16 protein-coding genes and 2 tRNA genes are annotated in these 18,413 nt (G+C 62.1%); 14 read left to right on the forward strand and 4 right to left on the reverse strand.

What is annotated here, in order from left to right; translation table 11 throughout:
- The first annotated feature begins 17 nt into the window (after positions 1–17).
- Positions 18–866 carry a class I SAM-dependent methyltransferase gene (locus tag AS9A_RS05185; RefSeq protein WP_013805873.1) on the forward strand — a complete coding sequence of 283 codons (849 nt, stop codon included), beginning with the start codon at positions 18–20 and terminating at the stop codon, positions 864–866.
- 352 nt (positions 867–1,218) lie between these two features.
- Here AS9A_RS05185 and AS9A_RS05190 read toward each other — a convergent pair whose 3' ends face one another.
- Together AS9A_RS05190 and AS9A_RS05195 are read right to left on the reverse strand one after the other, a co-directional pair.
- Positions 1,219–1,920 (reverse strand): TetR/AcrR family transcriptional regulator, encoded by a 702-nt coding sequence (locus AS9A_RS05190; protein ID WP_272942028.1) that lies wholly within the window; start codon positions 1,918–1,920, stop codon positions 1,219–1,221.
- Between the two features lie 68 nt (positions 1,921–1,988).
- Positions 1,989–3,467: a sodium:solute symporter family protein gene (locus tag AS9A_RS05195; RefSeq protein ID WP_013805875.1), complete on the reverse strand. Its 1,479-nt coding sequence runs from the start codon at positions 3,465–3,467 to the stop codon at positions 1,989–1,991.
- A 332-nt stretch (positions 3,468–3,799) separates the two neighbouring features.
- Between AS9A_RS05195 and AS9A_RS05200 the strand changes: the two genes are divergently transcribed.
- The 8 genes from AS9A_RS05200 to AS9A_RS05235 all read left to right on the forward strand — a co-directional run bounded on the left by AS9A_RS05200 (position 3,800) and on the right by AS9A_RS05235 (position 12,560).
- Positions 3,800–4,636 carry an urea amidolyase associated protein UAAP1 gene (locus tag AS9A_RS05200; protein WP_013805876.1) on the forward strand — a complete coding sequence of 279 codons (837 nt, stop codon included), beginning with the start codon at positions 3,800–3,802 and terminating at the stop codon, positions 4,634–4,636.
- A gap of 24 nt (positions 4,637–4,660) precedes the next feature.
- Complete coding sequence (locus AS9A_RS05205; protein ID WP_202798202.1) at positions 4,661–5,275, forward strand: urea amidolyase associated protein UAAP2; 615 nt, start codon at positions 4,661–4,663, stop codon at positions 5,273–5,275.
- A 26-nt stretch (positions 5,276–5,301) separates the two neighbouring features.
- Complete coding sequence (gene uca, locus AS9A_RS05210) at positions 5,302–8,853, forward strand: urea carboxylase (RefSeq protein WP_013805878.1); 3,552 nt, start codon at positions 5,302–5,304, stop codon at positions 8,851–8,853.
- A gap of 85 nt (positions 8,854–8,938) precedes the next feature.
- Positions 8,939–9,550: a GNAT family N-acetyltransferase gene (locus AS9A_RS05215; protein ID WP_013805879.1), complete on the forward strand. Its 612-nt coding sequence runs from the start codon at positions 8,939–8,941 to the stop codon at positions 9,548–9,550.
- Positions 9,551–9,606: 56 nt separating this feature from the next.
- On the forward strand, positions 9,607–10,509 hold the full coding sequence (locus AS9A_RS05220) for an SGNH/GDSL hydrolase family protein (protein WP_013805880.1): 903 nt from the start codon (positions 9,607–9,609) through the stop codon (positions 10,507–10,509).
- Between the two features lie 100 nt (positions 10,510–10,609).
- Entirely contained in the window at positions 10,610–11,224 is a 615-nt protein-coding gene (locus AS9A_RS05225; RefSeq protein ID WP_013805881.1) for a mycothiol-dependent nitroreductase Rv2466c family protein, read from the forward strand.
- Positions 11,225–11,279: 55 nt separating this feature from the next.
- Positions 11,280–11,753 carry a ribose-5-phosphate isomerase gene (locus AS9A_RS05230; protein WP_013805882.1) on the forward strand — a complete coding sequence of 158 codons (474 nt, stop codon included), beginning with the start codon at positions 11,280–11,282 and terminating at the stop codon, positions 11,751–11,753.
- Positions 11,754–11,765: 12 nt separating this feature from the next.
- Positions 11,766–12,560, forward strand: coding sequence for an Fpg/Nei family DNA glycosylase (locus tag AS9A_RS05235; protein WP_041450884.1), 795 nt, complete (start codon positions 11,766–11,768; stop codon positions 12,558–12,560).
- Positions 12,561–12,583: 23 nt separating this feature from the next.
- Here AS9A_RS05235 and AS9A_RS05240 read toward each other — a convergent pair whose 3' ends face one another.
- A complete protein-coding gene (locus AS9A_RS05240; protein ID WP_013805884.1) occupies positions 12,584–13,366 on the reverse strand; it encodes a hypothetical protein in 783 nt (260 codons plus the stop codon).
- Between the two features lie 78 nt (positions 13,367–13,444).
- Here AS9A_RS05240 and AS9A_RS05245 point away from each other — a divergent pair, with 78 nt between their 5' ends.
- From AS9A_RS05245 to AS9A_RS22585, 3 genes are read left to right on the forward strand one after another with little or no spacing between them, the layout of a single operon-like run.
- Positions 13,445–15,031, forward strand: a complete 1,587-nt coding sequence (locus AS9A_RS05245) for an alpha/beta fold hydrolase (protein WP_148262404.1) — start codon at positions 13,445–13,447, stop codon at positions 15,029–15,031.
- A gap of 51 nt (positions 15,032–15,082) precedes the next feature.
- A complete protein-coding gene (locus AS9A_RS05250) occupies positions 15,083–15,373 on the forward strand; it encodes a GNAT family N-acetyltransferase (protein WP_013805886.1) in 291 nt (96 codons plus the stop codon).
- A complete protein-coding gene (locus AS9A_RS22585; RefSeq protein ID WP_013805887.1) occupies positions 15,370–16,371 on the forward strand; it encodes a DUF2804 domain-containing protein in 1,002 nt (333 codons plus the stop codon). Before AS9A_RS05250 ends, AS9A_RS22585 begins: the two co-directional genes overlap by 4 nt.
- Before the next feature lie 59 nt (positions 16,372–16,430).
- Here AS9A_RS22585 and AS9A_RS05260 read toward each other — a convergent pair.
- Positions 16,431–16,501 (reverse strand) — tRNA-Gly (locus AS9A_RS05260).
- A gap of 227 nt (positions 16,502–16,728) precedes the next feature.
- On the opposite strand from AS9A_RS05260, the gene AS9A_RS05265 reads away from it, so the two are divergent.
- Both AS9A_RS05265 and tig read left to right on the forward strand, forming a co-directional pair.
- Positions 16,729–16,802: transfer RNA gene (locus tag AS9A_RS05265), tRNA-Pro, on the forward strand.
- Positions 16,803–16,943: 141 nt separating this feature from the next.
- Positions 16,944–18,353, forward strand: coding sequence for a trigger factor (gene tig, locus AS9A_RS05270; RefSeq protein ID WP_013805888.1), 1,410 nt, complete (start codon positions 16,944–16,946; stop codon positions 18,351–18,353).
- Positions 18,354–18,413: the final 60 nt, after the last annotated feature.

Consider the following 18,413-nt stretch of genomic DNA (forward strand, 5'->3'; position numbering starts at 1 on the left):
GGAAGTGCGGACCACAAATGACAACAATTGTCGCTAATATGGGCGGGGTGACTGGTCCAGAATTAGCTCAAACGTTCAATGCCGCTAGTGCGGACTTCGAGCGAGTGACCCCTCTCGTGTGGGGCCCGGCAGCGCAGGCACTGGTCTGCGAACTGCGGATTGCCCCCGGCGAACGGGTCCTCGATGTGTGTTCTGGAACCGGTGCCTCCGCGCTCGCCGCCGCGATGGCGGTCGGTCCAGTCGGCGGCGTCCACGCCATAGATATCGCCGGAGATCTCCTCGCGGTGGCTCAGCAAAGCGCTTCTGGCCGCGGATTGCGCAACGTCACGTTCGAGGAAGCGGACATCACGGACTGGCGGGGCCCGAATGGGGCATACGATGCGCTCGCATGCTCGTACGGCGTCTTCTTCCTGCCTGAAATGGATGCCGCTTGTGCACGACTCGTCGAGTTTGTGCGTCCGGGTGGTCGAATCGGTGTGACTGTGTGGCGGCGGGGTGCCCTCGAAGACTATGTGCGGATCTTTGGTGAGACACTAAAAAGGTTCATGGACACGGACGGCCCGCCGCGCCGTTCTCCGTGGGAGGACAACATCGTCCGGATAGACGAGCCTGCGTCGATCAGCGAGTGGCTGAGGGAACTCGGGCTTGTCGAGCCGCAAGCGGTCGTGTTTCCGAATTACGTGCCACTAACCGAAAAATTTGCGTGGGACTTCGTGCGTGGAAGCGGAATGCGTGGTGCGCTCCTCGGGTTCAGGGCCGAAACTGTCGAACAGATTCGCTCAGCGTTTCTGACGGAACTGCGCCGCCGTGACCTCACCACAGTGGACGCGTCCACAATAGTCGCGACGGCCGCACGCGCGCGATAAATGCGCCAGTTCACCTCGCCATCCGGATCGGTGTATTGTCCGGAAATTTGTCACGCAACGCGGGCACGAGGGCCCGAAAGTGTGAAACTGCTCACCAAACGGGCGGAAAACTGGGAAACTGAGTAACGATTCGCCGCTGAAGCGCGAGTAACTGCTGAAAGCGCACGGCGTTGTGACCGCCGCGAACGAGGGGTGTCTACAACTCGTATGTAGCCGGTGGTGGTCGCACTGGAGGCGGGCTGCGCTGACTGCTGTGGGATGGCAGCGGTGAGGCCGAGCCTTGAATCGTTGTGTGGTGGGGTTGGGTAACTCGGGCCGGCCGCGTGTAGCGGTCGGCCCGAGTTGTCGCTAATCAGCGCTTGGCAATAATCTCCGCCGGATCGAGAATGGTGCAGAGCGCACGATGTGACTCTTTCTGAAGGATTTCCCAGTTTCCGCGCCACCCAATAGCGCGCAGAATCGAGTTGGCTGTCCGGAAGGGTTCGTCAACCTCGCCGCGCCCATCCCAGCGCATGTTGACGAGCGTCTCGACGAGCCGCAAGGGAATGTCTTCCTCCTGATAGGCGTGGGGCGAGGCTGTCGCGTCACTGTCGGTGAGGGCGATGACGTCCGCAGTGCGGTCACGGTAAACCTGGCGGAGTTCGTCGCGGCTTGCAACGAAGGGAGCGAAGCGCTCGGCACGCAACTCTGGCAGCAGGTACAGCGCTCCGATGTTCCAGTGGCTGTTCCATAACTGAATACCGTCATACCAAGCGAGAGAGTGCAGGCGCGCAGCAGGATCGCCGGTGGTCGCATGCAGAGCAAAGGCCGCATCGAGCGTGTGAGAAACGGTCCCGCTGAGTAGCGCTTCGAGAATGTCGTCCTTGGTTCCGAAATAGTGGTAGATCGTTGCCTGCCGAACGCCGACAGCTTCAGCGATCTTCCGTGTTGACGTCGACGCGTAGCCGTGGGTGGTGAAAAGCTCCGCTGCGGCGTCAAGAATCTCCTCGCGCGCGGTCTCACCAGGGCGGCGGCGCTGGGCTGAACGGGGACGGCCTGCTCCTTGCGTTGTCACCACACCATACTGTCAGGTCTTACCTGGTGAAGTACGCGGCAAGGAGCAGGCCGGGCCTAGGGCTGGCGCTAGACGCGTGCAGACGCGAGCGTCGCCTCCGGGGCCTGTGGCTGCTGCGCAACTGGAATCGAAGTGACCGACCGTGAAGTAAGCGCAACCGCGACGTAGGCAGTAAGCGAGACGATCGCGGCGAGGAAGGTCGACCACCCGTCCATCGATTCTGGCACAAGGCCATTCGGAATAAAGAGAAGCGTGTTGTCGACTCCATAGACCGTTGGCGTGGTGGCGAAGAAGAAGACACGGACTGTCACGCCGCTTATCAGCGCGGCGAGTGCGGCGGACGTGCCGCCTCGGCTCCAGTACAGCCCGAGGATGAATGGGACCACGAGACCAGCGAGGAGCAGGTCAAATGTCAGCGTCAGCAGAATGCCTGTTTGCGGGATACGCAAAGCGAAGAATGCGCCGAGGGCCGCCATAGGCAGCATCGCGATGCGCGTGGCAGTCATCGGACTGATGCCCCGGACTGTCTCAGGCAGCCGAAGAATGTTCTGCACAATCACTGTCGCTGTACTGAGAAGTACCCCACTCGCCGTCGTGAGTGATGCGGCGACAAGGCCGGAAAGAACGAGTATCGCCAGCCAAGTCGGCGCGTAGTCGCCTAGGAGGGAGAACAGGACCGGGCCGCTCGAGTCAGGTCCCACAATCGACACCGCGGCAAGCGCGACCAGCGAGAACGGAATGCACAGGGCCAAGATCAGCGCGGCACCTCCGAAGCACGCCCGCTGCGCTGTTCGGGGGCAGCGCGCCGAGAAGATGCGCTGCATCAAGTCGATGGCCACGAGGTTGCCCAGGGCGAGCGCGATGATAGTCGCCCAGTTCAGTACGGCACCTTCGTCAGCGCTGGTCAACTGTCCAAGGGCGAGGGGTCCCATCCCTTCCGGTGCGGAGAAGCCGTGCGTGAGCGTCATCCACGTCATGAGGGCGAGGACGCCGAAGATGTTCAGAATGATCATCCCGACACCGACGTAGGTGCTCGAGAACATGCCGCCCGCGATGGTGTAGGCGAGCACGAATGGAACTGCCAGCAGAATCGAGGTCGTGTAGGGAATGCCGGCGAACCGGTCGAGCAGAAAGCCGATGGCCACAAGGTTTCCCGCCAGCAGGATGCCGAATGCTGAGACGGTGAGTGCCGAGGCAGGAAGTTCCATGGCGCGGCCGAAACGCTTCTCGAAATACTCGGGAAGCGTCACGACGTGCAATGCGCGCATCCGCTTGGCGAAGAAGAGTCCCGCAATGACGAGGCAGGCTGCGAGGCCGATAGGCAGTGAAGCGCCTGCCCAGAAACCGAAGTCAGCCGTGAGGTCTGTATTGCCGAGTGTGCCGTTCGAGTCAATTGCCTGTGAGGCCAGCACGATCGCAACAAGCGGGATCGAGAGCGTCCGGCCCGCGAGGAGATAGTTGGCGCTCTGGCCTTGCACGCGCCGAGCGGCGTATAGGCCTGCCGCGAGCAGCGCGAGCACGCTGAGCGTGACGCCGAAAAGGATCATGGAAGCCTCCACGGTGAAGGGTGTCGGGTCGTGGGGCGGGCGGAGGTGCCCTCATGCAAGCAGCCTTAGCTACCTATCACTTGACAGGAACCTACGGTGGGCGGTCATTGAGGTGGTTTCGCTGCCGTTAACCTTCCGTAAAGCGGGCACCTGATTCTGGAAACAAAAGCGCAGCTCAACGGCAGCTGCAGGTGTGAAACCTGGCCGTAACCCGCGTCACGAATCCTTAATCTGAGCGGGAGTCTTGGTTACCCATGTGTCACCTCCCGGGCGGGAAAATCGGGAAATCTATCAATCGATAGATATTTGACGGTGTCGACCGGGAGGAACCAATGTCAGTAGCTGAGCTGGCAAGCACGGCCACAACTCAGGCCGCGCGGGCACACGCCCGCTCGCAGGCCGGAACAATGACGGACTCCATGCCATTCGTGCCGGCAAGCACCTTTCCGTGCCCGCCAGCGGAAGCAGGCGACCTCACGTGGGCTGAGACGGTAGCGGGCGGCCGCTACACGTCGAAGGTCGTCGCGCGCGGTACACGTCTGCGACTCACAGATGTAGAAGGCAGCGCCTGTGCACACCTGCTCCTGTTCAACGCGGACCAGCCGTGGGAGCGTCTTAACGCCGCCGACACAGTCAAAGTGCCGTGGCAGGCCTACCTCAGCGAGGGCCACCCGCTCCTGTCTGATCAGGGCCGCGTGCTGGCGACTGTTCTCGCGGACACCTCAGGCAGTCACGACTTGCTCTGTGGCACCACGACAAAGCGTTCAAACACCGAGAAGTACGGTGACGGCTCACTCCACGGGCCCGCCGCGGCAGGCTTCGAACTGTTCACGGTTGCCGCCGCGAAGCACGGGCTCTCACCGCGCGACCTGCCACCGTCGATCTCGCTTTTTCACGGCATCCGTGTCGCTGCCGACGGCACGCTCGAAAGCGTCGGTAACTCGGGCCCTGGCGCCAGCGTCGACCTACTGATTCATATCCCTGCGATCGTGCTGCTGGCCAACACGGCGCACCGGCTTGATCCAGCTCCAGAATTCACCACCACAAACCTGCAGATTGTGGCGTGGGACGGCCTGCAAGACCTCGATCACGTCCCGAACAGTGACCCCGAGTACCTCCGGGCGGTTGCCAACACCAACGACTATCTCACCGCGCGGGGCCTCAAGTAAGGAGCACTACACATGACTGCCGCTATCAGTTCCTCCGTGATCCTTGACGAGCGCGTGGCCGCCCGCGCGCCATGGTCAGCCGTCGTCGAAGCTGGGGACACTCTTACAATCATCGACCTCGAAGGCAACCAGGCCGTCGACTGCATCCTCTACAAGGCCGCCGACACTGCCGAACGTTATTCTGCGCCAGAAACCATTGCGGCCCAGGGGAACGCGTACCTCAGTGAAGGAAGTGTGCTGCGCAGCAACACTGGCTCACCGCTGATGAGGGTGACGTTCGACAATTGCGGCCGCCACGACACCCTCGGCGGCGCGTGCTCGCAAGAGTCGAACACGCTGCGCTATGGCCACCACACGAAGCATCAGCACGCGTGCGTCGAGAACTTCCTGATCGAGGGTGCTCGGTGGGGCCTGGGCAAACGTGATCTCGTCTCGAACATCAATTGGTTCATGAACGTCCCTGTAGACCCGGACGGCACTCTCGGGATCGTCGACGGCATCTCCGGGCCGGGCAAGAAAGTGTCGCTGCGGGCTGAGCAAGACACCCTCGTCCTTGTGTCGAACTGCCCACAAATAAACAACCCCTGCAACGGTTTCCGTCCCACGCCTGTTCGCATGCTCGTAACCCGGCCCGCTTGAGCGAACCACTGGAAGGACCACCATCTATGCCTGCCTTCGACACGCTGCTGATCGCCAACCGCGGCGAGATCGCCTGCCGCATCATCCGGACAGCCCGAGAGATGGGGCTGCGCACCGTCGCTGTCTTTTCCGATGCCGACCGCGGCGCCGCCCACGTCCGAATGGCTGATGCGGCAGTCCACATTGGTGCAACCATCCCGCGAGAGTCGTACCTGAACGCTGATGCGATCCTCGATGCGGCGCGACAAACGGGAGCCGGAGCTATCCACCCTGGCTACGGCTTTCTTTCCGAAGACGCGGCGTTTGCGGAACGTGTCGAGGCAGAGGGGCTGGCCTTTGTGGGTCCCACGCCAGACCAGTTGCGGGTTTTCGGCTCAAAGCACACAGCACGCGACGCCGCGAAGGCAGCCGGTGTGCCAATGATCGCTGGAACAGGTCTACTGGACAGTCTTGCCGATGCCGTCGCCTCGGCTGCTCACATCGGGTATCCCGTGATGCTGAAAGCAACCGGCGGGGGTGGCGGCATCGGGATGCAGGTATGCCGCTCCGACGCCGAGTTGCGGGAGGCCTACGACGTTGTCGCGCGGCTCGCGGAGAATAGTTTCTCGACCGCGGGCATCTTCCTCGAGCGCTACGTCGAAAACGCGAGGCACATCGAAGTCCAGGTGTTCGGTGATGGTGCAGGCGGGATCGTCATCCTGGGCGACCGGGACTGCTCACTCCAGCGCCGCAACCAGAAAGTGGTCGAGGAAGCGCCAGCCCCCGGGCTGACTTGCGAGCTTCGTCACATGCTTCACAACACGTCACGCGCATTGGCAGCTTCGGTGAACTACCGGAGCGCCGGAACGGTCGAATTCGTGTACGACGCGGTGCGCGAGGAAGCCTCCTTCCTCGAAGTGAACTCGCGGCTGCAAGTGGAACACCCCGTCACCGAACTGGTTACTGGTGTCGACCTTGTTCGCATGATGCTCGAACTCGCACTTGGGCAGAAGCACAATCTCCCCGCCGCAGTGCCCGTGCAGGGCCATGCCATCGAGTCACGAATATACGCGGAAGACCCTAATCGTGACTTTCTGCCGTCCGCCGGCGTGCTCACCCAGGTCACCCTCCCGCAGGGTGTGCGCGTTGACGGCTGGGCTGAGACCGGTACAGAGGTTTCGACAGCCTACGATCCGATGCTCGCTAAGGTCATCGTCCGCGCCGATTCGCGCGACGGGGCCTTCACATCAATGCTCGACGCGCTGAAAGCCACCCGATTCGACGGCATCGAAACGAATCTGGGTCTTTTGCGGGCAATCACTACAGACGATGCCGTTCTGCGCGCAGAGCACAGTACTGCCACGATTGCTGGCATCAAAGACGTCGACCCGCGCATCACCGTGGAGCGTCCCGGCATGCTTACTACCGTGCAGGATTGGCCGGGACGAATCGGAATGTGGCAGGTTGGTGTGCCGCCGAGTGGTCCAATGGACGATTTGTCCTTCCGGATCGGTAACCGCACGCTCGGTAATGATGAGGGCGCGCCGGGGCTTGAATGCACGGTCGCGGGGCCAGCACTGCGGTTCACGCACGAGACGACCGTGTGTGTGACAGGAGCAGCAGTCGCAGTCACGGTTGACGGCAGCGCTGCGGCCATGTGGAAACCAGTCACCGTGCCAGCGGGGGCGGTGCTTGACGTCGGCTCGGTGGACGGGGCAGGGCTCCGGACCTACGTCCTCTTTGCGGGCGGCCTCGATGTGCCTAAGTACTTGGGCAGCGCCTCGACGTTCACACTCGGACAGTTCGGTGGACATGGCGGCCGCGCGTTACGCAACGGTGACGTCCTGCGCGCGTGCGGCGGCACGGTGCGCACGACCGTTATCAGTGAACTGCCGGAGTTCACTCGCCACTGGGCCATCGCCGTGACCGAAGGCCCGCACGGCGCCCCAGAATTCTTCACCCGCGACGACATCGACACTCTCTACCGCACTGACTATGAGGTGCACTTCAACTCGGCACGCACGGGCGTACGTCTGATCGGGCCCAAACCTGAATGGGCGCGAAACGATGGAGGCGAAGCTGGCCTGCACCCGTCCAACATCCATGACAACGCCTACTCTGTGGGCGCGCTCGACTTCACCGGCGACACCCCGATCCTGCTCGGGCCCGATGGGCCGAGCCTTGGCGGGTTTGTCTGTCCCGTTACTGTCGTCGCTGCGCAACGGTGGAAACTTGGGCAGCTCAAACCAGGTGACACGGTCCGGTTTGTGCCGGTGCGCTCAGCGAAGTCACCCTCGTTGCGATCCCTGGACAGCAGCCGGTGGAACACGCCAGTCGCGAGTGGGGACGGTGACAATGGTGTGCTCGCGCGCTACGAGGCGACTGCAGGTGTGCCGTCGCGGACGTACCGGCGTTCTGGCGATGACAATGTGCTCATCGAATACGGTGACATCACTCTTGATCTCGCTCTGCGCGCTCGCGTGCACGCGCTGCATATGAAGCTCGAAGCTGACAGAGTGAACGGAGTGCTCGACCTGACGCCAGGTATCCGGTCGCTTCAGGTACATGTCGACCCCGACGTCCTTCCAGTTCCGAAACTCCTCGGGTTACTCGGCGAACTTGAAGAAGACATCCCTGCGGCATCTGAACTAGTAGTGCCCAGTCGCACGGTCCGGCTTCCGTTGTCGTGGGACGACCCCGCCACTAGGGAAGCGATCGAGCGCTACATGTCGGGCGTTCGTTCTGACGCGCCCTGGTGCCCCTGGAACATCGAATTCATTCGCCGCATCAACGGCCTCGAGTCCGTCGACGACGTTTTCCGGAGCGTGTTCGACGCTGAGTACCTGGTGCTGGGACTAGGCGATGTGTACCTCGGTGCGCCCGTCGCCACACCCCTGGATCCGCGGCACCGCCTCGTCACAACCAAATACAACCCGGCGCGCACCTGGACGCCGGAGAACGCTGTCGGCATCGGTGGCGCGTACCTGTGCATCTATGGGATGGAGGGCCCCGGCGGGTACCAGTTCGTTGGCCGCACTACCCAGGTGTGGAACCGGTACAAGTCGGCTGGACAGCCCTGGCTATTGAACTTCTTCGACCGTATCCAGTGGTATCCGGTCAGTCCCGACGAACTCACCGAAATGCGGGCTGACATAGCGGCGGGGCGTGGCCATGCAGACATCACAGGCGGTGAGTTCTCCCTCGCTGAGCATCAGCGATTCCTGGCCGGGAATGCGGCGTCTATCGCGGAGTTCCGCGACCGGCAGTCCACCGCTTTCGATGCAGAACGCGCAGCGTGGGAAGCGGCCGGAGAATTTGACCGTCAGGATTCCGTCCCGGCGGATGCGGCGATGCCCGTCGATGACGTCGTCGTACCCGACGGTGGCGCGCTTGTCGAAGCGCCGTTCGTCGCGAATATCTGGAAGGTGATGGTCGAACCGGGGGATGTCGTACAAGCCGGCCAGCCTCTGCTGGCTCTCGAGGCGATGAAAATGGAAACAATCATCAGTGCTCCCCAGGCAGGTGTGGTCGATCAGGTGCTCGGCTCTACGGGGTCACAAGTTCTCGCCGGTGAGGGTCTCGTCGTCCTTGGGACGTGACGTCCGTTCGGCCGTCCGGTTAGTCGGCAGGGAGTACAAATGGATACATAAGCGCACGACACCCGACACGACAACGGGGGCCATCATGACCGTCCAGATCACGAAGTCAGTGCGGAAGGCGACTGATGCGGATGTGCCACATCTAGCGGGAACCCTGGCAGCATCTTTCTACACCGATCCGGTGATGTCGTGGTGCTATCCAGACGATGCTCGGCGGGCGGAAATCCTGCCGCACAATTTCCGCTCGGTGATCGAAGCGACGCTCTCACTCGGCGGAATCGACACTGTCACAGACGCTGTTGGCGCAGCTGTTTGGATACCGCCGGGCACGGAACTGGACGAGGAGCGGCTCGCCGACCAGATCGGCAGAACATCTCGCGAGTACGCGGAGCGGGTCTTCACACTGCTGGCGTTAATGGACGAGCACCATCCGAAGGACAAAGAGCACCAATACCTGTGGCTGCTCGGAACGCGGCCTGAGTGGCAGTCACAGGGAATTGGCTCCGCTCTCATGCGACCGGTGCTCGAGGCGTGTGACCGAGACGGAATGCCCGCCTACCTCGAGGCGACGAGTGCGCGCAATCGGGATCTGTACCTCCGCCACGGTTTCGAGATCACTGAGGTTTTGTCCCTGTCAGAGGGGCCGCCGCTTTGGTGCATGTGGCGCTCCCCAAGGCGTTCGCCGGAACACAGCTGAAACCAGAATCTTGCACCGCGCGAGGCCCCGCCTGAGCGTGTACGTTGGATGCTCGTATGAGCGGACAGGGGAGGACCACGACACGTCGGCGGGGACTGCGCCAATGGCTTTTACTCACCGTAGTTCTGCTGGTGGCGCTCGCGGCGATACCTGCGGCGAGTTCACCGCGAAGTAGTGAACACTACGTCGCGCTCGGCGATTCTCGAGCGGCCGGCCCATCAACGCTGCGGTTCCTGAACGATGGGTGCGGCCGCACTGCTGCCTCCTATCCCCGCCTTATCGAGGAGTGGCTGCAGCCGGAGTTCTTCAATTTCGCGGCATGCAGCGGTGCGCGTGTTGAGCACATTCTCGATAACCCCCAAGAGTCGCGCAGCGGAGACGCTCGGCCGCTGCAAGTTGACGCGGTGACGGACGAAACCACTTTGATCACGATCAGTATCGGCGGAAACGATGTGCGCTGGTACGACATTGCCCGCGCATGCTTCACAAAAGAGGAAGGCGCAGACCGGGAATGCCGCAACGATCCCGAAACCCGGCTCGCCGCAATGGAATCGCTGCGGCCCCTACGTCCACGACTGGATCGACTGCTCGGAACGCTGCAGGAACGTGCGCCCAAAGCAAAGATCTTCCTTGCCAGCCACGGAGGCACCGTCGGGGACCATGGCTGCTTCCCCGTGGTTCCGACCAGTGACGAGGACGCGCAGTTCATCGCCGAGTACCAGGACACGATGAACGAGATCATAAGGGCCGCAGCGAGATACGCTGGCGTTACCTATGTGGATCTGGCGAAGGCCAGCGTCGGGCACGACGCGTGCCAGCCGCAAGGCGTCAAATGGTACGAAGGCAACGTGACGACGTCGACGTCGCTGACAATGCACCCCAACAACACTGGTAACCGGGCGTTCGCGAAACTCTTCGAGGATGAAATCAAGCGGGAGTTCCGCAAGCGCGTCAGGTGATGTGGCATTAAACACATCAACTGCCGGATAAGGAACACAGCCGCTGAAGGATCTTGTTACTGCCACCAGAGATCGCAAACCAAGCGCGCGAGGAGTGGCTATGCCTGAGACGATACGTGACCGCGTTGATTTCTGGTTCGATCCAGCGTGCCCCTGGTGCTGGATGACCTCGCGCTGGATCATCGAGGTGCAGAAGGTGCGCGAGATCGATGTCAGCTTCCGCGTCATGAGCCTCTACCTTCTGAACGAGAAAAAAGACATTCCCGACGATTACCGCAGCAGGATTGCGGAAACACTCGGCCCGGTTCGCGTCCTCATCGCGGCGGCGCAGCAACACGGTGAGGACGTGCTGGGTCCTCTGTACACAGCGATGGGCACGCGCATTCACAATGAGGGCATGAATGACCGGGTCGCGGTCATCAAGGACTCCCTCGGTGAACTCGGTCTCGACTTGTCGCTCGCTGAGGCCGCCGAAACTGATGGCTTCGACAGTGCGTTGCGAGCAAGCCATGACGAAGGCATGAGCAAGGTCGGTGAGGACGTGGGCACCCCCACCATTCACGTCAACGGGACCGCGTTCTTCGGGCCGGTGCTCTCGAGGATTCCCCGCGGTGACGATGCCGGGAAGGTGTGGGACGGGGCTGTCGCACTGGCGAGCTACCCGCACTTTTACGAACTGAAGCGCTCGCGTGACGAATCGCCAGACTTCAGCTGAGCGCCGCGACTGACTCGGTGCGTGACACCACGGCGGAACCTGACAGAATGGCGCCATGCGCGTTTACCTTGGTGCCGATCACGCCGGCTTCGAACTGAAGAACCAGATTAAAGACCACCTCGAGGCGCTCGGCTACGAGCCTATCGACTGTGGAGCTTTCGAGTACGACGCTCTCGATGACTACCCAGCCTTCTGCATCGACGCAGCACGCAAGGTCGTCAAAGATCCCGGCAGCTTGGGAATCGTGCTCGGTGGCTCCGGAAATGGTGAGCAGATCGCCGCGAACAAGGTTCCAGGCGCCCGCTGCGCGCTCGCCTGGAGCGTAGAGACAGCGCAGCTCGCGCGGCAGCACAACAACGCTCAGCTCATGGGCCTCGGCGGTCGCATGCATAGCAAGGAGGAAGCATTCGCGATCGTTGAAGCATTCCTGACCACCCCGTGGTCCGATGAAGAACGTCACCAGCGCCGCATCGATATCCTCGCTGAATACGAGAAGTCAGGCGAAGCCCCCGCGGTGCCCGGAGCGTGAGCGGTACGTCCATTGCCTGAGGGACATACGCTCCATCGGCTCGCCCGTGACCACCATCAGCACTTCTCGGGTGAGATCGTTCGAGTGAGCAGTCCGCAGGGCCGTTTCGCCGCGGGCGCGCAACAGGTGGACGGCAAACGTTTCGAGCGCGCCGAAGCATGGGGTAAGCACCTTCTGCACCACTACGAGGGTGGCGCGGTCGTGCACGTCCACCTGGGCCTCTACGGCAAATTCACCTGCCAGTACACGCCGATGGCGGCGCCGGTAGGCGAGGTTCGCATGCGGATCGCAGGTGCGACATGGGGTGCCGACCTTCGAGGGCCGACGCGGTGCGAAGTCATCGGTGAGGAAGCTGTTGATCAGTTGCTTGCCCGACTCGGTCCAGACCCGCTGCGGGACGATGCTGATCCTGAGCAGGTGTGGCGCCGAGTGCATCGGTCACGCGCGGCGGTCGGCGGCCTGTTGCTGAATCAGTCCGTCATCGCCGGCGTGGGCAACGTGTACCGAGCGGAAGTGCTGTTCCGGCAGGGGATAGCACCGGATCGGCCAGGTTCTTCCCTCTCGCGCGGCGAGTGGAACGATGTGTGGCGCGACCTCACTGATCTCATGCCGGTCGGAGTTGCCGAAGGCAAGATGATCACCATACGTCCAGAACACGACAATGGCGCACCGGCGTATGAGCCGGGCCGTCCTCGAACCTATGTCTACCGTCGTGCCGGTGAGAAATGCCGGGTGTGCGGCTCGCTCATCGAGCAGGCGGATCTGCAGGCACGCAAGATTTTCTGGTGCCCGCGATGTCAAGTGTGACGCATGCTCTCCGCATGCGCGGCTCAGAAGTCGAGGCCACCAAAATCGAACCCGCCGCCCCCGTCGCCGCCGACGTCCCCACCATCAAATTCTCCGCCACCGCTGTCGCCGTAGTCGTCGCCGTAACTGCCTTCGCCCGCACCATCGTCGCCCGTACCGCTCTCGAAGCTGGCTGCGTCATAGTTGACCCCCGACATGCCTGTGAAGAGAGCGCTGAACAGAAACACAGAACCAAGGCCCCATGCGCCCGCGACCAGTGCGGGTTTCCACCACGGTTCGGAGTACCAGCCTGCCGGAACGGGACGTCCTGCCACGTTTCCGCCGGGGTAGTAGTTGGGGGTCTGGGACGACGGAGCGGGTGACGCGCTGATATTGCGGCCCTCGACCTGCACGCTGCGATCCTCGCTCACGTGGCCTGCGCGCTCCTGACCGTCAAGGTCGGGGAGAGGCGGCCCGGGATCCATATTCATCGCCTCACGCGCCGCGCGAACGTAATAGAGACCCTCCATTGCCGTCTCCTGAGCGAGTTGCGCCTGGCGTGGTGTCGTCGCGCCCTCGATCTGTGCGCCTGCGGCGTTGTAGCGCTCAGCGGCGTCAGCGAGGGCTTGCTTCGACGGCTCGTCGTTGCCGGAGAGGTTCAAAACCTGACCGCCAAGCCGGTCGATCCATCGGCGAGCCTCCGCCTGCGCGTCTTCGAGTGATGCGCTGGCACCGGCCCCGCCCCGGATCTGTCCGGACTTAGCCGAGTTTGCGCGCATCACGAACACGATGACGAGGATGACTAGGGCTATGAGAAGAAGTTCCATCGCACCACTTTCACCCGTGTGTACTTTCCTCCACCGTACCGATCGCGGGCGGGCGCATGTTGAGGCAAAGTCGGTGTGGTGAGGCACAGCACGATTGATTGGCGCGCCGCCGCTCGCCGTACCTGGCCACTGGCTGTCGTCGCGGCAGCAGTGATGGTGCTTGCGACACTAGGTGTGCTGCCTGTCTGGTCTGGGCTCGTCTATCTCGTAGGGCTGCCTCCGCTGGACATCTTCGCTGACCTGCGCCTGCTCCTGGTACTCGCGCCGACGTGGCCGGCATTCGCCGGTCTGCTCGCGGTTCTGGTGTGTGTCCGCATCGTTGTACTCGCGTATCTCCTGGGGGGAATCACCTGGCGACGTCTGCGGTTCGCTGCGCTTTTCTACAGCGCTGCGGCGGGCCCAGCTCTGGTCGCGGCGCAACTCAGCTACATGGGATTCGCGATTCTGTATGTGCGGGCGTTCTGGGTCTCGGTGTGGATCACAATCGTCACGTTCATTGTGTTGGCAGCCGCGCCCTGGTCTGGCGCTGTACGCCTGCGGACCAGCGTTGCCGAGGGTCTTTCGAGCTACAAACGCATCGTTGCGCTGATGATCTACCTCGCGGTGATCGCCATGATCGGTGCGGCGGCGGAGCAGTGGCCGTCTCTGACCTTGGCGGCCATCCCCGCAGCCGTCCTGGCCACCGCACTGGTTGTGGTCCTTCTGCCCCATATCGATGCCGTACGGTCGCTTCTCTGGCCAGTGCCAGTGGCGCTCACCGGGGTAGCGCTTTTCCTCGCAGCGTGGGGCACAGACCGGTTGTTTGTGCGGGAGCCGGTGCCGCCTTCGCGCGAAGGGAGCCTGATGGTGATGTCAGGCATCAATTCGTCATCTGGTGACGGCGCGGTGTATCGGCTCCCGCCTGAAAGTTTCGGCTTTACCTGCGAACAGATGTACTACTACTCGTACGCTGGCCCCGGTGACGGGGTTGAAGGCCCGGAAGGCCAGTGCCCAATCAGGACGGGAGCGCCGTTCACGGGGGAGGACACACACCAGCCGATGGATCTGCTGGCGGAGCATCTAGCGGCACAGGTCGAGGGACTGCCAAGGCCGATCACCGTAGTGGGACACTCGCACTCGGCGTGGGTCGCGTGGCTCGCTGCCTCGACCAAGCCTGACCTCCCGATCGACAGGGTTATAGTGCTCAGCGCTTTCCCCGAAAGCGGCCACGGCTACGTCGATGCCCACACGGTCGGGGAAGGGAGGATCGCTGCGGACCTATTGCGAATCGCAGCGCCCATTGCGACCGAGTTCGGGATGGTTCTCGCGATCGACACACCGGCGCTCCAGCGTGTTCTCGGGGACCCGGAGGGCCCGGCGCAGATAATGCAAGCGCCCCTGCCCGACCATGTGCGTGGGCTCAGCATCGTGGCGGCGACGGACCTCGTGCTGCTTCCATCGGGATGGACGATCGGCGCCGAGGTGAACGCTTGCCCGGTGTGGAACTCACATCCCACCCTTCCCAATTCTCCAGCCGTGGCACGCGAGATCAACCGATTTCTCGACGGGGAGCAATCTCCTGAGTGCGCCCCGGTAGTGGCAGAACTTCTCGCGGCGGCGACCCGGCCTCTTGGTGTGCCACGCCACGATCAAATAGTCCAGCGATCCTCTCCGCGAATGTTCTGAGCGGGTTAGAGTCCGGGAACAAATCGAACGCAAATGAACGTTGGGATTGGTATGACACCAACGGTTGAACACGACACTACTGGGCAGCGGTTCCGGGTACTTGTCGATGGGCGCGGTGTGGGTTTCGCGGACTACCAGATAGTCGACCATGTCCGCAATTTCAACCACACTGTAGTCAGCCCCGCTGAGCAAGGGCAGGGTTTCGGCTGTGTGGTGATAAAGGCTGCCCTCGATGACACCCGCAGCAATGGATTGCGGGTCCTCCCTACTTGCTCTTTCGTGCGGCACTTTATCGCGAAGAATCCGGAATACGGGGACCTGGTGGTGCGCGACCGCTCATGACGGGCGACGATTTTGCGCCTGGACTTCTTCCGGCTCCACGCGCGTTTGACCTTGGTCCCGCGGGCCGGGCGCCTGACGGTCGCTACCTCGGTCCAATTGCGGACGTTTCGACGGCCAAATGGGACGGGCGCGGGCCTTTCGCGCGGCGTCGGCGGCAGCGCAAGGCATGGATCTACACAGCCGCATTCACACCCCGTTTCACCGTGGGGCTAGCAGTTGTGGATGCTGGTTTTCTGGCGACGGCGTTTGTCTACGTTCATGATCGTCAGCGTGAGGTGTTTACCGAGCAGAAGGCGGTAGTTCCGGCCGGGTTTCCCGCTGGATTTCAGCCGTCGCTAGACGTCACCTGGCGGGTGGCGCGGGGTCCACGGAACTGGGAGATTACGCGTTCGGGGGCCGGATGGGCGGCGAAGTACTCTGGATCTGGTCTTGGCATCGGCATCGACATCGATGATCACGGTCGCGGACTTACGGCGATAAGTTCAGCGCCCGGCCGGCCGTTTCACCACACGTACAAGCTGTGCTCACTGAAATGCCGTCTATCCGTTCGGACTGAGGGTCGCATGGTGACACAAGAGGGGCATGCTGCCCTCGATTTCTCCCTCGGGTACCCACCGCGGGATACCCGCTGGAACTGGGCCAGTCTCGACGGCATGACCGCTGATGGCCAGCAAGTCGGGATTAATCTCGTCGCGCACTTCATGAATGGCCTGGAAAACGCGCTGTGGATCGACGGTGCCGTCATTCCGCTGGGGCAGGCAGTATTCACTTACGAGCCGGAAAACACCCTGGATCGGTGGAACGTAGCGACCGTTGATGGGTACGTGAATATCGACTTCTATCCGGATGGAGAACGGAAAGAGAATCTCCGCGCGGGTGTCATGGCAAGCGTTTTCTCGCAGCCGTTCGGCAGATTCGAAGGGCACATACGAACCCGGTCTGGTCTCGTCCCCATCAGTGGGCGGGGCGTCACCGAGCAGCATCGCGCTGTTTGGTGAGGCCGCGCGAAACTTGAAACATTCGCGAACGATATTTCTCAACGCTCTCAGAATGTGAGAGCGGGCGACGGGAATCGAACCCGCACCATCAGCTTGGAAGGCTGAGGTTCTACCATTGAACTACGCCCGCATCGACACGTTCGACGTGTGCGATGAGTGACTGTACCGAACCTACTTTGAAACGCCAAGCTCTCCACGTAGGATCGTCGCGGCGGTGACGAAAACCATCCTCGCGGGCAGCAAACTACGGGCTCGGTGTTCCGTGCGGCGAACCGCGGGGTAGTCTGTCGGGCGGTAGTCTGCTGGAGCCGTCGCCGGGAGTCGTAAAGTCGTCTCGGTGACAGCTGGAGCGGTTTACGGGGTGTAGCGCAGCTTGGTAGCGCATCCGCTTTGGGAGCGGAGGGTCGCAGGTTCAAATCCTGTCACCCCGACGGTGGTGGCGCTGGGTGCAGAAATGCGCCCAGCGGCTCCATGTCACGACAGCGCCATGTCATCACCGTTGGTGGCATTCACCACAACGATAATTTGGCAACCATATTTTGGCAGACGAAGAATCAGGCAGGAGTATGTCCGTGAAGAGCACCGTCGAGCAGCTGAGCCCGACGCGAGTACGTATCAGTGTCGAGGTGCCGTTCGAGGAGCTGAAGGCGGATTTTGACCGCGCCTATAAGGCGCTCGCGCAGCAGGTTCGTGTTCCAGGCTTCCGGCCCGGCAAGGTACCCGCCCGCATCATCGACGCACGCGTGGGTCGCGGCGCCGTTCTTGAGCAGGTCATCAACGAATCACTCCCTGGGCGTTATTCCGAGGCTGTGAGCTCAGCAGACGTCAAGGCAATCGGCCAGCCTGAGATCGAGGTGACACGGATCGAGGATGGCGATCACTTCGCGTTTACCGCTGAAGTGGACGTGCGTCCCGAGGTCACTCTGCCTGACTACGAGTCGCTCGAGGTTTCAGTGGAAACCTCTGAGGTCTCCGAAGCTGATGTCGAAGAAGAACTCGAAGAGCTGCGTAAGCGCTTCGGCACGCTGAACCCCGTTGAGCGCGGCATCGAGAATGGCGACTTTGTGACGCTCGACCTCGCCGCGACGGTCAACGGTGAGGCTGTTGACGACGCGACGGCGTCTGGACTGTCTCATGAGGTCGGCTCCGGCCAGCTCATCGAAGGTCTCGACGAAGCTGTGCTCGGGCTCAAGGCCGGGGAGCAGACCGAGTTCACTACGAAGCTGCTCGCCGGAGACCATGCTGGCGAAGATGCTGTCGTCGCGGTCACTATCGGCTCGGTGAAGGTTCGTGAGCTTCCTGAGGTCGACGATGATTTCGCCTCGATGGCGAGCGAGTTCGATACCGTTGAGGAACTCCGCGAAGACCTCCGCAGCAAGGCTGAGCAGTCGAAGAAATCGCAGCTCGGCAACACGATCCGTGACAAGGTCGTCGAGGCCCTGCTCGACGCCGTTGACATTCCGGTACCCGAGAATGTCGTCCAGTCTCAGGTGGATGAGCAGCTGCACAACGCGGTCCATGCACTGGACCACGATGAGGACACGCTAAACCGCCTCCTCGAGGCGCAAGGCAAGACTCGCGAGGAATTCGACAAGGATTCCCGCGAGGCCGCGGAGAAGGTCATTCGTACCCAGCTGCTCCTTGACACTATCGCTGACACCGATGAGGTATCTGTCGGGCAGCAGGAGTTGTTCGAGCGAATCTTCTTCGAGGCGCAGCGCTACGGCATGGAACCGCAGCAGTTCATTCAGGAACTGCAGAAGCAGCCGAATGGGCTGGCATCGATCTTCGCTGATGCGCGCCGTACCAAGGCTCTAGTTGAGGTGATCCGGAAGGTCGCGGTCAAGGACTCAGACGGCAACGACATCGACACAACAGAAATCTTCGGATCTGCTGAGTCGGACGCGGATCAGACCGAGGAAGTAGCAGGCGAGGACACTGCTGAGCCTTCAGAACAAGAGTCTGAGGAAGCCAGCAAGTAATCCAATTCATGACGCTTACAGCGAACTTGGGCGGTACCGGGATACTGGTGCCGCCCACGT

Origin of the sequence: Hoyosella subflava DQS3-9A1 (genome assembly GCF_000214175.1) — a bacterium.
GTDB lineage: Bacteria > Actinomycetota > Actinomycetes > Mycobacteriales > Mycobacteriaceae > Hoyosella > Hoyosella subflava.